The organism is Microbacterium sp. BWT-B31 (genome assembly GCF_041379855.1).
GTDB lineage: Bacteria > Actinomycetota > Actinomycetes > Actinomycetales > Microbacteriaceae > Microbacterium.
This window is the reverse complement of sequence record NZ_JBFECU010000007.1, coordinates 31,691-45,551: the sequence shown is the minus strand read 5'-3', so window position 1 is coordinate 45,551 and position 13,861 is coordinate 31,691. Positions and strand designations below refer to the sequence as shown.

Below are 13,861 nucleotides of genomic sequence, written 5' to 3'. Positions count from 1 at the left end.
AGCAGGAGGGTGTTAGCACGTCATCCGCTCGGCGCGCGGGCGCACACCACCACGGACAACCCTCCTATGGTACCGGATGCCTGGTCGCAGGCCGAATCCGCTCCCGCGAGGCATCCCGCCCTCACCCTCACGCCCGCCCCCCGGAATGTCGAAACCGCGGTTTCTCGCCGAGAAGCCCCGCTGTCGACGTCGACGTCATGGTGTTTCGGCGAGTACGCGCGATGTCGACGACGCGGCCGGGGCGAGGAAGTTAACGTGAGCCGATGGAGTGGACTGCGGATGCCTCGAAAGGCGCCTGGCTGCGCGAGCGCATCGACGACCCGTGGCGCGGGACGATGCACGACTTCGTTCCACGGGGCTTCCCGGCGTACGCGCGCGTGTTCCACCCGACGGTGCGCGACCGCCCGGTCGGCCGGGCGTGGCCGCCTGAGCCCGTCGACACGCACCGCGCCGAGTGGGTGCAGTTCTCCCGCGCCGGCGTGCAGATCGAGACCGAGCCGGTGACGTGGGCGGAGGCATCCGTCGCCTTCGGCACCACCATGCACGCGGGCGCCCAGTGGCACCGGCTGGTGCGGAACGACCCGCTCTCCGAGCGGTCGGGGCAGTCGACGGATGCCGCGGGCTGGCGCTACTGGCCGCCGGAGGAGGGCCGGCTCGACGCGGCGGCGCTGGCTGGTCTCGCGGGTGTGCTCGCCTCCCACACCACAACGCCCGACGACGTGTACATCGCGGTGTGGGAGGGGTGGGGCGGGATCGTGGGGTTCACGGGCGAGTCTCCGGCGCGCGCCGTATTCGCGATGTCGTCGTCCGACGAGCAGCCGCAGGATATCGAGTGGGTGAGCCTGCGCGCCGCGGCGGAGTTCGACGTGCTCAACGGCGTGGTTCGCGAGAGGACCTGGCACCGGGGCGTGCTGCCGGACGAGATCTCGCGCGGTCCGCGGCTGTCGTTGCCGAACCGTGATCACGTGCTGTTCCACGGCGCGCTGTCGGAGCTCGCGACGCCCGAGTGGGCCGCGACCGTTCCGTGGGCCGAGGATCAGCCCCGGTGGACGCACTCCCCGAGCTGGATCTGGCCCGCCGACCACACGTTCGCCGTCGCGATCGAGATCGACTCGGACTCCACGATCGTCGCCGGTTCGCCCGAGCTGATCCGCGCGGTGTGCACGCATCCGTCGCTCGAGGCGCTCCCGCTGCGCGAGGGCTCGTCGCTCACGTGGGACTCCGACGACCTCAACCGCTGAGTCGGCCACCGCCTCAGCGGAACGCCGCGATGCCCGTCAGGTGCTGGCCCAGCACCAGGGTGTGCACCTCGTCGGTGCCCTCGTAGGTGCGCACCGACTCGAGGTTCGCGGCGTGCCGGATCGGCGAGTTCTCCAGAAGCACGCCGTCGAAGGCGAGCTCGCACTGGATCGACGTGCGCATCGAGCCCGCGCAGGCGGGGTTCGGTCAGCGCTCGACGGGCTCCGCGTCGGCCCATGCCGCCCGCGCCTCGGGCGAGGGTGCCGCGGGGATCGCACCGGCACCGTCGGGCTCGGGGATCGCGGCGAGCAGGGCGCGAGTGTACGGATGCTGCGGGTCGGTCCACACCAGCTCGGTCGGCCCCGACTCGAGGACGCGCCCGGCGTACATCACGTGGATGCGGTCCGCGATGCGACGCACCACGGACAGGTCGTGCGAGATGAAGAGCATCCCCGCGCCGAGCTCGGCGACGAGGTCGCGCATGAGCTGCGCGACGCTCGACTGGGTCGAGGCGTCGAGCGCCGAGATCGGCTCGTCGGCGACCAGCAGGCGCGGCCGGGCCGCGAGCGCGCGGGCGATCGCGATGCGCTGCTTCTGGCCGCCCGAGAACTGATGGGGGAACCGACGGGATGCCTCGGCCGGCAGACCGACACGCTCCAGCCACTCCTCGGGCCGCGTCGCCGCGTGACCGCGCGCTTTCGCGACGCGGATGCCGTCGGCGACCTGCTCGCCGACGCGGCGGCGCGGGTTGAGTGAGGTCGAGGGATCCTGGAAGACCATCTGGATCGCCGTGAGAGCCTGGGTGCGGCGCCGCAGACCGAGCGCGGGCACCGGGGCGCCGTCGAAGCGCACCTCGCCGCCGGCGATCCGCTCGATGCCGATGACGGCGCGCGCGAGGCTGGACTTGCCCGACCCGCTCTCGCCGACGAGCGCCACCGTCTGCCCGGCCGCGACCTGCATCGAGACGCCGTCCACCGCGATCACGGGCGGACGCCCGGGGTACTGCACGACCACGCGGTCGGCGTCGAGCACAATGCCGGCGATCATGCGTCGGCCTCCTCGTCGCCGGATTCTGCCGCGCGCTCTTTGAGGTCTGTCGATTGCGCGTCGGCCGAGGCCGGTCCGCCCTGCGAAGAGCCCGGCAGAGACGCGAGCAGCTCACGCGTGTACGGATGCTGCGGCCGCGCGAACAGGTCGGCGCGCGGCTGCGCTTCGACGATCAGCCCCTGCCGCATCACCGCGACGTCGTCCGCCACTGCGCTCATCACGCCGAGGTCGTGGGTCACCAGCAGCACGGCCAGATCGCGCTCGACGGTGAGATCGCGCAGCAGTTGCAGGATGCCGGCCTGCACCGTCACGTCGAGGGCGGTGGTCGGCTCGTCGGCCAGCAGCACGTCGGGGTCGCACGCCAGTGCCGAGGCGATCGCGATGCGCTGGCGCTGCCCTCCGGAGAACTGGTGCGGATACCTCGCGAGTGCCCCGTCGGGGTCGGGCACGCGCACGCGTTCGAGCAGCTCGGCCGCGTGCGCGTGCGCGGCCTTCTTCGACAGGCCGAGGTGCGTGCGCACGTGGTCGCTGAGCTGGTGGCCGATGGTCAGCTGCGGATGCAGCGCCGCCGACGGATCCTGGAACACCATCGCCACACGACGGCCGCGGATGCGATTGAGGCGGCGGCGAGGCATCCGCAGCAGCTCTTCGTCGCCGAGCATGATCGACCCGCCCACGCGCGCCTGCCGGGGAAGCAGGCCGAGTACCGCCATGGAGGTGAGCGTCTTGCCTGAGCCGGATTCGCCCGCGAGCCCCTGCACGCGACCGGCCTCGAGGTCGAGCGAGACGCCGCGCACCAGCGGGCGGCCGATGTCGATCGTGAGGTCGCGGAGGGAGAGCACGCTCATGAGGCAACCCCTGTCGGGCTCTGGGTCTGTTCGTGCGCGACCTCGGATGACGGGTCGAGCACGTCGCGCAGCGCGTCGCCGAGAAAGTTGAAGGCCATCACGACGGTGAGGATCGCAAGTCCGGGGAACACTCCCAGCCACCACGCGTCGAAGTTCTGCATCGCGGCTGAGATCATCGACCCCCACTCCGGCGTAGGGGGCTGCGCCCCGAGACCGAGGAACGACAGGCCCGACAGCAGCAGGATCGCCGCGCCGACATCGAGGGTGGCCAGCACGACGATGGGTCCGGCGACGTTCGGCAGGATGTCGGTCCACAGCGTGCGCACGGGCGAGAACCCGAGCAGGCGCCCGGCGACCACGTAGTTCTGCGTGCGAAGGCCCAGCACGACGCTGCGGGTCACACGTGCGTACTGCGGCCACGAGACCACGACCGCGGCGATCACCGCGTTGAACAGCGACGGGCCGAGCGACGCGGCGACCACCATCGCGAGGATCACGGTCGGGAAGGCCATGAACAGGTCGGTGATGCGCATGAGGGTCTCGTCGACCCAGCGCCCGTTGTAGCCGGCGACCGAGCCGATCACCGCCCCGATCACGAGTGCCGCGAGCACCAGGATGAGCGCGAGCGGGATCGTCGTGGTGGCACCGGTCATGAGCCGCGAGAAGACGTCGCGACCATTCGCGTCGGTTCCCATGAGGGTGTCGATGCCGGGCGGCTGCAGGCGCGGCAGCACCTGCGCGTTCGGAGGGTAGGGCACCCACCACTGCGCGGTGAACGCCACGATCACCCAGGCCAGCGCGATGACCGTGCCGATGACACCCAGCGGCGTGCGCCACGCGCGGGGCCAGCGCATCCGCCATCTCACGCTCTTGCGGCCCCCGACTTCGCCGGTCATGCGAGCCTCACCCTCGGGTCCAGCACTCCGTACAGCAGGTCGACGATCAGGTTGATCACGACGTAGATCACCCCGACGACGAGGCCGACGCCCATGATCGCCGACAGGTCGAGGTTCGCCGCGGCGTTGTAGGCGTAGGTGCCCAGGCCCGGCCAGGCGAACACCGACTCGACCAGCACCGTGCCCGACAGCAGCGCACCGAACGCGATGCCCGTCACCGTGAGGGTCGGCAGTGCGGCGCCGCGCAGGACGTAGTCGAAGACGACGCGCCGGCCCGAGAGGCCCTTCGAGCGCGCCGCGCGCACGTAGTCGCTCGAGAGCACCTCGAGCACCGAGGTGCGGATGAAGCGGGTCAGGAGGCCGATCGTCACGAGCGACAGCACGAGCACCGGCAGCGCGAGGTGGGCAAGCGCGTCGAAGAAGCCCACCGGGTCGCCGTCGATCAGATAGTCGACGGTGTACATGCCGGTCACCGTGGGCGGCGGCGAGATCGTCGGCGAGATCCGGCCGGAGCCGGGCGCGACGTGCAGCTGCAGGAAGAACACGTAGAAGCTCACCAGGGCGAGCCAGAACGACGGCACGCTCAGCCCGATGAGCGACACGAGGCGGATGACCTGATCCGACACCAGTCCGCGACGGTAGGCGGCGAGCGTGCCGAGCACGAGACTGACAGCGAAGCTCAGGATGATCGCGCACACCGCGATCTCGAGGGTCGCGGGCACGGCCGAGGCGAGGTCGGCGGCGACCGGCCGGCCGGTGACGATCGAGGTGCCGAGGTCGCCGTGCAGCAGGTTGCCCATGTAGATGAAATACTGCGCGACGAGCGGCTGATCGAGGCCGTGCTCCTCGATGAACGCCTGCCGGGTCGCGGGGTTCGACGCCGCCCCCTCGCCGAGTGCCGCCGACACCGGGTCGCCCGGCACGAGGTTCGTGAGCAGGAAGGTGACGATCGTCACGCCGATCAGCAGCAGCACCGAGATGCCGAGACGGCGCAGCAGGTACCCGGCCAGGGGGGACCTGGCCGGGTACCTGCGCACCGTCGGAGTGGTCGTCACAGAGGCGTGGACTTCAGCCTGCGGGAGTGATCTCGGCGATGTCGATCTCCCACACCGAGTTGTAGACCGCGCCCTGCACTGTGTCGACCGACGAGATGTTGCGACCGGGCACGATCAGCGGCACGAACGGTCCCCGCTCCTGCATCGCCTCGGCAAAGGCCGTGAAGCCGGCGGTGCGCTCGGCGGGGTCGGTCGCCGCCGCGGTGTCGGCCGCCAGTTGCGCGAGCTCGGGGTCGGCGTCCGCCGTCCAGTTGGCACGCAGGCCGACCTTCAGACCTGGGCCGAAGGGGAGGAAGTTCGCTGAGTCGGCGTAGTCCGGACCCCAGAACCACATGCTGAACGCCTCTTGGCCGTTCACGTACTTGTCGAGCTGCGTCGCGACCGGAGCGGGAGCGAGCTCGACGGTCAGACCGATCTGCGAGAGCTGGTCCTGCACGCGCTCGGCGAGCGAGGTGAGGTCGACGCCGCCGACCGGGTAGTCGTTCGGGAACTGCAGCGTGACCGTCTGGCCCGCGTAGCCGGACTCGGCGAGTGCGGCCTTGGCGTGGTCGAGGTCCTGCTCGATCCCGTCGGCAAGCGCGCCTTCGAAGCCGGCCGGGATCACGCCCGTCGCCTGGGTCGCGCCCGCGCCGGCGAGCTCGAGCAGCGAGTCGTAGTCGAGCCCGTAGCGGATCGCCTCGGCGATCTTGACGTTCGCGAGGTCGCCCGCAAGCTCAGGGGACTGGTTCAGCAGCAGGAAGATCGTCTGGCCGGACGGCACGGAGTCGACGGTGAAGCCGTCGCCAAGACCGGCGACCTGGTCGCCGTTGAGGTCCATCGCGACCATCGTGTCGCCGCCGCGCAGGTTGATGAGCTGGGTGGCCGCCTCGGTGACGTTGCGGATGACGACCCGGTCGTACGCCGGCTCCTCGTCGCCGTTGTACTCGGGGTTCTTGGTGAGCACGACCTGCGAGGTCACATCGAGCGTGTCGAGGATGTAGGGGCCGGAACCTGCCGACTCGCCGTCGAGGAACGCCTGCGCCGTGTCGCTGCCGTCGGTCGCGCCGCCGTTGTCTTCGACGACCTTCGAGTTGACGATGCCCAGCGCCGGGTTCGCGAGGATCGCCGGCAGCTGCAGCAGCGGGGTGTCGGTGGTGAAGCGCACGGTCGAGTCATCGACCTTCTCGATCGTCACGCCCGCGAGAAGAAAGTTCGGCTTCGCCTCCTCCATGCCCTGGATGCGCTGGAGCGAGAAGACGACGTCGTCGGCCGTGACGGGGCTGCCGTCCGAGAAGACCCGACCGTCTTCGAGGGTGAAGGTGAACTCGGTGGCGGCGTCGTTCGCCTCCCACGTGGCGAGTCCCGCGACCGGGGTCGAGACATCCGATCCCTCGAAGTCGACCAGGGTCTCGTACATGGCCTTCGCGACCATGTTGCCGGTGGGGTCGTAGGTGTGACCGGGATCCGCCGTCTCGATCGAGAACGCCGCGTCGATGACGAGCGTTCCGGCGGATTCGCCGTCGCTGTTGTTGCCCGAGTTGCCGCCGGAGCAGCCGGCGAGCACAAGAGCCGAAGCTGCCGCGAACGCGATCGCGACGGCTGTGCGGATGCGGGGACGAGTATGCACGGTACCTCCTGGGGATGGAAGGGACGTCGCCCCCTGAAGGTGCTGTGGACGACAGGGGATCAGATTGACACGCAACCACGCCATTTGTCCAAACGAGCGGGCGAGTGCGCGACAATATCGAGGAATGAGTCGCATGGGGGTCGCAATATGTCGACAGATCAGCATGCCGCCGTCACGGTGGCTGGACGAAGTGCGTCATCGCTCGACGCGGTCGGGTATCGCATTCTCGAGGTGCTGCGCGAGAACGGGCGCATCTCGATGGCGGCGCTGGCGGCTCGCGTCGGGATCTCTCGCGCCGGGGCGTACACGCGGGTGGAGGCACTCACGCGCGACGGGGTGATCACCGGCTTCTCGGCGCGGGTCGACCCCGCACGCGCCGGACTCTCGATCTGCGCGCTCGTCTTCGTCACCGTGCATCCGCAGTCGTGGCCCGACTTCCGCGCGGCGCTGGCCGACATGCCCGACGTCGAATACTGCGCGATCACCACCGGTGAGCACGACGCGATGCTCCTCGTGCGGGCGGTGGACGTCGGCGGGGTGCACGTATTCGCGACGGGCGTGGTCGCCCAGGTCCCCGCGGTCAAGTCCGTCGTGAGCGTGGTCGTGCTGGACGAGGTCGTGCGCAAGCCCTTCGTGCTGCCCTCGGACATCCCGGATCGACCCACCGACGTGCGCCTCGGAATGACACGGTGGACACCGGCTGCCGCCGGGCGCGGCGATATGGCGCGCCGGGGCTGACCGACCGGAGCCGCTCAGTCCAGGAGCACCTCTTCGCACACGCTGAGCTGGGCGCTGCCGTTCATCGTGTAGTGCTCGAGCAGCCGCATCCGTCCGTCAACGAAGTCGAGGTCGCTCTCGCCCGCTCCGGTCACGACGGTGCCGTCGGCGACCAGCACGTGAGCGAAGCTGATGCGGATGCGGTCGCCCTCGCGCGAGCCCACGAACCGGCCGATCGTCACCGTGTCGCCGGCGTAGTCGCCCCACACCAGGCTGTCCTGCTCGCGGTAGCGGAAGACGCTCGGGGCCTCGGCATCGACCGCCGAGGTCGTCGACGACACGAGCTTGAAGACGCGTCCGTCCAGCGACGGCAGCATGGGGGCATTCACCCGACGATTATGCATGCTCCGACGCCCCCTCTGCGCGCGGCGCCGTCAGCGTCCCGCGGCCACCGGCTCACGACGCGGTCGCGTTCGGCACAGAGCTCGCGGACGATCGGGATGATACGACTCCGTGTGACGCAATGGGTCAGCGGAACGCCGCGATGCCCGTCAGGTGCTGGCCCAGCACCAGGGTGTGCACCTCGTCGGTGCCCTCGTAGGTGCGCACCGACTCGAGGTTCGCGGCGTGCCGGATCGGCGAGTTCTCCAGAAGCACGCCGTCTCCGCCGAGCACGGTGCGCGCCTCGCGCGCCACGGCGATCGCGCCCCGCACGTTGTCGAGCTTGCCGAGCGAGATCTGCTCGGGACGCAGCGTGCCGGCATCTTTGGACCGCCCGAGGTGCAGCGCGACCAGCGCACCCTTCTGCACCTCGACGGCCATGTCGACGAGCTTTCGCTGCGTGAGCTGGAAGCCGGCGATCTTTCGCCCGAACTGCTCGCGCGCCAGCGACCAGCGCAGCGCCGCCTCGAACGAGTCGCGCGCAGCGCCGACCGCACCCCACGCGATGCCGTAGCGCGCGTCGGCGAGCGCCGCGAACGGGGCGCGCAGCCCTTGCGCGAACGGCAGGCGCGCGGCATCCGGCACCCGCACGCCGTCGAAGGCGAGCTCGCACTGGATCGACGCGCGCATCGAGCCCTTGGGCTCGAGAACCCGGATGCCGAGCCCGGCCGCATCCGTCGGCACCAGAAACCCGCGCACGCCGTCGTCGGTCTGCGCCCACACGACCGCGACCTGCGCGATCGCGGCCAGGCCGATCCAGCGCTTCGCCCCGTCGATCACCCAGTCGCCGCCGTCACGGCGCGCGAACGTCTTCATCGACGCGGGGTCGGACCCGGCGGTCGGCTCGGTCAGTGCGAAGCACGCGATCGCCTCACCCCGCGAGAGGCGCGGCAGCCATTCGGCCTTGTGCTCTTCGGATCCGCACCGGTCGATCGTTCCCATCGCGAGCGAGCCCTGCACCGACGCGAAGGTGCGAAGCCCCGAGTCACCGGCCTCGAGCTCGAGAGCTGCAAGGCCGTACTCGACGGCGGTCCCGCCGGGGCATCCGTACCCGTCGATCGTCATGCCCAGCACGCCCAGCCGTCCGAGTGCCGGCGCCAGTTCGGCGGGGAACACCGCCCGGTCGAACCAGTCCGCGATGTGCGGGCGGATCTCGGCGTCGACGAACGCCCGGACGCGGTCGCGCACGCCGCGTTCGGCATCGGTCAGCAGCGCGTCGATGTCCAGGATGTCGGATGCCGCGCGCAGCGTGTCCAGGTCGTCGGGGTCTCTCTCGGGCATGTCGGCCTCCTTGCGCGATCGGCCGCGGGGTCGCGGCGGTCCTGGGTCGATCATGCCTGACCGGCGGCCCGCGCCACTGCTCGGATGCGTTGCTCACCGCCGCCGATCCCGCCCGCACCGCGATCGCAGGACCGTGAACGCCGCGAATCGCAGCGGTTCTGCAGACGGTCCGCCGCCGCCCGGCGCCCGGGGCCCGCGGGTTCGGCGTCAGGTAGCGTGAATCGCATGACGTCTTCGATGCCGTTCGATGCGCGGCCTCTGACCGAACCCGTCGACCGCGCCGCCGTGACGCAGTTCGTGAGCACGCTGCGCGCTCAAGGCCGCGTTCCGAGCGGCATCCGAGACACCTCGGGCCTCATGATCGTGTTGGTCGTCGGCATGCTGGTCATGATGGGCGGCGGAACCCTGGTCACGCTGATCACCACGGTCACGGCCACCGTGGGGGCCCTCGGCTCAGGCGAGGGCCTGGGGTTCACCTCGTTCTTCGGGTTGCTGCCATTCCTGGGCGTCGGGGGGCTCCTCACCCTGGCGAGCGTCGGGTTCGTGCGCGCCCGGCGCAAGCAGAGGGAGCGCTTCTTCCGGCTCGACCGCTTCGCGCGCGCGAACGGAATGGCATTCGAGCCGCAGCTGGCGAGGCCGGCGCTGCCGGGCATGGTCTTCTCGATCGGCAGTTCACGCCTGTCGACCGACCTCGTGCGCGGAACAGTCCCCCGGTTCGTCGAGTTCGCGAACTACCGCTACACCACCGGGTCCGGCAAGAACCGCAAGACCCACCAATGGGGCTATGTCGCCGTCAAGCTCGACGTGCCGCTGCCGCACATCGTGCTCGACGCGCAGAGCAACAACCTGGCGTTCATGTCGAACCTGCCCGCCACCTTCACGAAGGACCAGCGACTCAGCCTCGAGGGCGACTTCGACCGGCACTTCGCGCTGTACTGTCCCGTCGGCTACGAGGCGGACGCGCTGTACCTGTTCACGCCCGACATCATGGCGCGCTTCATCGACAACGCCGCCGCCCTCGACGTCGAGATCGTCGATGACTGGCTCTTTCTCTATGCGCAGCGCGAGCTGTCGACCCTCGACCCCGCGACCTGGGCGTGGATGTTCTCGGTGGTCGCAGCCCTGCTCGACAAGTTCGCCCAATGGTCGCGCTGGCGCGACAAGCGACTGGCGGATGCCATGGCATCGGTCACCTCGACTCCGGCGGTGTCGCCGCAGGCGCCCGGCAGGACGGTCGGCGAAGGGACGGATGCCACGGCCCCCGCGCTCCCGTTCGCCGCACCGCGCCAGCCGCTCACGCCGCCTCCGCCCGGTGTCGCCCCGCAGGGGCGACGCCTCGCGCGTCGCACGTCGTGGGTGTCGATCGGGATCGCCGCCGTGATCGCGTTGTTCGTCGTGATGCACTTCGTCAGCGGAGGCTTGTTCTCGCTGTTGCGCTGACAGCCGCCCGCCCGCACCTCTTCCCGCCGCTGCGGCCTTCGCCGCCTCCATGCCGTCGACAACGCGGCTTCTCGCCGAGACTCCCCGCTACCGACGTCACCAACGTGGTGTCTCGGCGAGAACGCGGTTACTCGCCGGGCGGCGGGCACGACCGGCCACGCGGCATCCGTCCCCCCGCCCGTCACCGCCAGGTCGCCGGCCGCGGGGATCGACACCTGGATCGTGACCTGACCGACGTGCACCACGGCACCGGTCTCAGACGGTCGCGGCGGCGGCGATCCTGTACCGGTCGCCGCGGTGCTCCGGGGGCAACCGGTCGCTGCGGCCGTGGAGTCTATGCCGCAGTGTGCCCTCGGTGTACTCGGTGTACTCGGTCGAGTACACGCCGCGTCTCTGAAGCTCGGGCACGACCCACCGCACGATGTCTGCTCGACGGAGCCGCCCGCGCGCAAGACGAGCGGCTGCCCCGCGCAGCCTGTCCCGCCGAGGCAACCCGTCGACAACGCGGTTTCTCACCGAGACACCCCGACAGTTGCGTCGACAACGTGGTGCCTCGGCGAGAACGCGGTTACTCGACGCGCGCCTGGGGCGGGCGCAGCGACGGCGCAGCCGGGCGCAGCAGGGCGACCGGGGTCAGACCTTGTTCGCCGCGTTCCACGCCGCGCGGCGCGCGGCCTGCTCGGCCGGGTCGGGCACGGGCAGCGACGCGATGAGGCGCCGGGTGTAGGCATCCGTCGGCTGACCGAGCACTCGCGACGTCGGCCCGGCCTCGGCGATGCGCCCATGGTGCAGCACGACGAGCGTGTGCGCGAGCAGGTCGACCACGGCGAGGTCGTGCGTGATGAACAGCGTCGCGAAGCCGAAGCGCTCCTGCAGCTCGGCGAACAGCTCGAGCACGCGCGCCTGCACCGACACGTCGAGCGCGCTCGTCGGCTCGTCGGCGATCAGCAGCTTCGGGTCCAGCGCGAGGGCGCGCGCGAGGGACGCGCGCTGGCGCTGTCCGCCGGAGAGCTCGTGCGGGAACCGGTCGCCGAACTCTCCGCCCAGCTGCACCGCCCCGAGCAACTCGTCGACACGGTCACGGGTGGAGGCGGCATCCGTCTTCTCGGCGTGCACGATCAAGGGCTCGGCGACGTTCTGCGCGACGGTGAGCAGCGGGTTGAAGCTCGTCGCCGGGTCTTGGAAGACGAAGCCGAGGTCGCTCCGGCGCCCCCGGAACTGGCGTTCCTTCACCCCGTTCATCTCGGTGCCGAGCACGCGCAGCGAACCCCCGGCGACCGGGGTGAGGCCCGCGATCGCGCGGCCGATCGTCGTCTTGCCCGAGCCCGACTCGCCCACCAGCCCCAGCACCTCGCCCGGGCGGATCGCGAAACTCACGCGGTCGACAGCGCGGAACGCGGAGCGGCCGAAGCGGCCCGCGTACTCGATGACCAGCTCGTCGGCCGCCACCACCGGCTCGGCCTTGACCGACGCGGCCGGAAGCTGCCGGTCGGCGATCTCGAGCCGCGGCACCGCGGCCAGCAGTCGCTGGGTGTACTCGTGCTGCGGGGCGGCGAAGAGCTCGGCCACGGGGGCGGTCTCGACGACCTCGCCGTTCAGCATGACCGCGACGCGGTCGGCGAGGTCGGCGACGACGCCCATGTTGTGCGTGATGAGCACGATCGCGGTGCCGTACTGGTCGCGCAGGTCCCGCAGCAGGTCGAGGATCTCGGCCTGCACGGTCACGTCGAGCGCGGTCGTCGGCTCGTCGGCGATGATCACCGTCGGGTCGAGGGCGAGTGCCATCGCGATGACGATGCGCTGCTTCTGCCCGCCCGAGAACTGGTGCGGGTAGTCGTTGACCCTCTTGTCGGGATCGGGGATGCCGACCCGGCGGAGCATCTCGACGGCCTTGGCCTTCGCCGCGGCCTTCGAGTACGAACCGTGCACCCGCAGCCCCTCGGCAAGCTGCCAGCCGACCGTGAACACCGGGTTCAGCGCGGTCGAGGGCTCCTGGAAGATCATCGCGGCCTTCGAGCCGCGCACCTCGCGCAGCTGCTTGCCCGCGAGGCCGACCACCTCGGTGCCATCGAGCACCACCGCACCGCCGACAACAGCCGTCTCGGGCAGCAGCCCGATGATCGCGCGCGAGGTGACGGTCTTGCCGCTGCCGGACTCGCCGACGATCGCGAGCACCTCGCCTCGGCGCACATCCAGGCTCACGTGACGCACGGCGCGCACGTCGCCGCCGTCGGTCGCGAACGTGACGTCGAGGTCGCGGATGTCGACCGCGACGGAATCGGATGCCGCAGCCATCACTCCACCTCTCCCATGCCCTCGCGCGCGACCGGCTGCGTCGCCGCCAGGGCGTCGGCCGGAGTCTGACCCTTGCCGGCGCGGCGCCGAGCGCGCAGGCGCGGGTCGGCCAGGTCGTTCAATCCCTCGCCGATGAGCGTGATGCCGAGGATCGCGATCACGATCGCCAAGCCCGGGGGGATCGCCGTCCACCAGATGCCCGCCGACACATCGCCGATCGACTCCTTGAGGTCGTAGCCCCACTCGGCCGCGGCCGTCGGCTCGATGCCGAAGCCGAGGAACCCGAGCGCAGCGAGCGTAGAGATCGCCTCGGAGGCGTTGAGCGTCACGATCAGCGGCAGCGAGCGCGTCGAGTTGCGCAGCACGTGGCGGAACATGATGCGCCACGTCGAGGCGCCGATCACCTTCGCAGACTCGACGAACGCCTCGGCCTTCACGCGCACGACCTCGGCGCGCACGACGCGGAAGTACTGCGGAATGAACACGACCGTGATCGCTACGGCCGCCGCCATCACGCCCGGCACCAGTCCCGACTGACCGCCCGAGATGGCGATCGCCGCGACGATCGCCAGCAGCAGCGACGGGAACGAGTAGATCGCGTCGGCGATGACGACGAGCACCCGGTCGAGCCAACCGCCCAGGTATCCCGACACGAGTCCGAGCAGCACGCCGATGAACACCGAGAGGATGATCGCGACCACGATCACGAACAGCGCGGTCTGCGCGCCCCAGATGGTGCGCGAGAGCACGTCGTACCCGCCGACCGTGGTGCCCAGCAGATGCTCGGGGCTCGGCGGCTGCTGCGCGCCGAACAGGCCGTCAGGGCCGCGCAGCTGGTTGAAGCTGTACGGCGCGATCCACGGCGCGAGGACCGCCACCAGCAGGAACAGTGCCGTGAGCACGAGACCCGTCATGAGCATGCCGCGCTGCAGGCCGACACTCTGCCGCAGCTGGTGGACGACGGGCAGACGCGAGATGAGACTCTGCTTCGCCATG

General features: G+C 70.6%; 13 protein-coding genes and 1 pseudogene. 3 read left to right on the top strand and 11 right to left on the bottom strand.

The genetic code is table 11. The features are described 5' to 3' along the window. Nucleotides 1–263: 263 nt before the first annotated feature. Nucleotides 264–1,241, top strand: coding sequence for a hypothetical protein (locus tag AB1K54_RS09055; RefSeq protein ID WP_371202419.1), 978 nt, complete (start codon nt 264–266; stop codon nt 1,239–1,241). Nucleotides 1,242–1,254: 13 nt separating this feature from the next. Here the strand turns inward: AB1K54_RS09055 and AB1K54_RS09050 are convergent. The 6 genes and pseudogenes from AB1K54_RS09050 to AB1K54_RS09025 all read right to left on the bottom strand — a co-directional run. Beyond that, nucleotides 1,255–1,398 (bottom strand): annotated as a pseudogene (locus AB1K54_RS09050) (acyl-CoA dehydrogenase); the annotation flags it as partial. Between the two features lie 48 nt (nt 1,399–1,446). Beyond that, complete coding sequence (locus AB1K54_RS09045) at nt 1,447–2,286, bottom strand: ABC transporter ATP-binding protein (RefSeq protein WP_371202418.1); 840 nt, start codon at nt 2,284–2,286, stop codon at nt 1,447–1,449. Continuing rightward, entirely contained in the window at nt 2,283–3,134 is an 852-nt protein-coding gene (locus tag AB1K54_RS09040; RefSeq protein ID WP_371202417.1) for an ABC transporter ATP-binding protein, read from the bottom strand. Before AB1K54_RS09040 ends, AB1K54_RS09045 begins: the two co-directional genes overlap by 4 nt. Continuing rightward, entirely contained in the window at nt 3,131–4,030 is a 900-nt protein-coding gene (locus AB1K54_RS09035) for an ABC transporter permease (RefSeq protein ID WP_371202416.1), read from the bottom strand. Before AB1K54_RS09035 ends, AB1K54_RS09040 begins: the two co-directional genes overlap by 4 nt. Continuing rightward, nucleotides 4,027–5,067 carry an ABC transporter permease gene (locus AB1K54_RS09030; RefSeq protein WP_371202415.1) on the bottom strand — a complete coding sequence of 347 codons (1,041 nt, stop codon included), beginning with the start codon at nt 5,065–5,067 and terminating at the stop codon, nt 4,027–4,029. The genes AB1K54_RS09035 and AB1K54_RS09030 overlap by 4 nt, the downstream gene beginning before the upstream one ends. Nucleotides 5,068–5,098: 31 nt before the next feature. Then, complete coding sequence (locus AB1K54_RS09025; protein ID WP_371202414.1) at nt 5,099–6,691, bottom strand: ABC transporter substrate-binding protein; 1,593 nt, start codon at nt 6,689–6,691, stop codon at nt 5,099–5,101. A 177-nt stretch (nt 6,692–6,868) separates the two neighbouring features. Here AB1K54_RS09025 and AB1K54_RS09020 point away from each other — a divergent pair, with 177 nt between their 5' ends. Then, nucleotides 6,869–7,429, top strand: a complete 561-nt coding sequence (locus AB1K54_RS09020; RefSeq protein ID WP_371202413.1) for an Lrp/AsnC family transcriptional regulator — start codon at nt 6,869–6,871, stop codon at nt 7,427–7,429. Nucleotides 7,430–7,443: 14 nt separating this feature from the next. Here the strand turns inward: AB1K54_RS09020 and AB1K54_RS09015 are convergent, their stop codons facing one another. Further along, nucleotides 7,444–7,797: a hypothetical protein gene (locus AB1K54_RS09015; RefSeq protein WP_371202412.1), complete on the bottom strand. Its 354-nt coding sequence runs from the start codon at nt 7,795–7,797 to the stop codon at nt 7,444–7,446. 139 nt (nt 7,798–7,936) lie between these two features. After that, the gene (locus AB1K54_RS09010; protein ID WP_371202411.1) at nt 7,937–9,130 is read right to left on the bottom strand and encodes an acyl-CoA dehydrogenase family protein; all 1,194 of its coding nucleotides are present in this window, start codon (nt 9,128–9,130) and stop codon (nt 7,937–7,939) included. Between the two features lie 225 nt (nt 9,131–9,355). On the opposite strand from AB1K54_RS09010, the gene AB1K54_RS09005 reads away from it, so the two are divergent. Then, on the top strand, nt 9,356–10,570 hold the full coding sequence (locus tag AB1K54_RS09005; protein ID WP_371202410.1) for a hypothetical protein: 1,215 nt from the start codon (nt 9,356–9,358) through the stop codon (nt 10,568–10,570). A gap of 255 nt (nt 10,571–10,825) precedes the next feature. Here AB1K54_RS09005 and AB1K54_RS09000 read toward each other — a convergent pair whose 3' ends face one another. The 3 genes from AB1K54_RS09000 to AB1K54_RS08990 all read right to left on the bottom strand — a co-directional run bounded on the left by AB1K54_RS09000 (nt 10,826) and on the right by AB1K54_RS08990 (nt 13,860). Then, nucleotides 10,826–10,990 carry a hypothetical protein gene (locus AB1K54_RS09000; protein ID WP_371202409.1) on the bottom strand — a complete coding sequence of 55 codons (165 nt, stop codon included), beginning with the start codon at nt 10,988–10,990 and terminating at the stop codon, nt 10,826–10,828. A gap of 213 nt (nt 10,991–11,203) precedes the next feature. After that, nucleotides 11,204–12,865: a dipeptide ABC transporter ATP-binding protein gene (locus AB1K54_RS08995; RefSeq protein ID WP_371202408.1), complete on the bottom strand. Its 1,662-nt coding sequence runs from the start codon at nt 12,863–12,865 to the stop codon at nt 11,204–11,206. Further along, nucleotides 12,865–13,860, bottom strand: a complete 996-nt coding sequence (locus AB1K54_RS08990) for an ABC transporter permease (RefSeq protein WP_371202407.1) — start codon at nt 13,858–13,860, stop codon at nt 12,865–12,867. The genes AB1K54_RS08995 and AB1K54_RS08990 overlap by 1 nt, the downstream gene beginning before the upstream one ends. Nucleotide 13,861 lies beyond the last annotated feature (1 nt).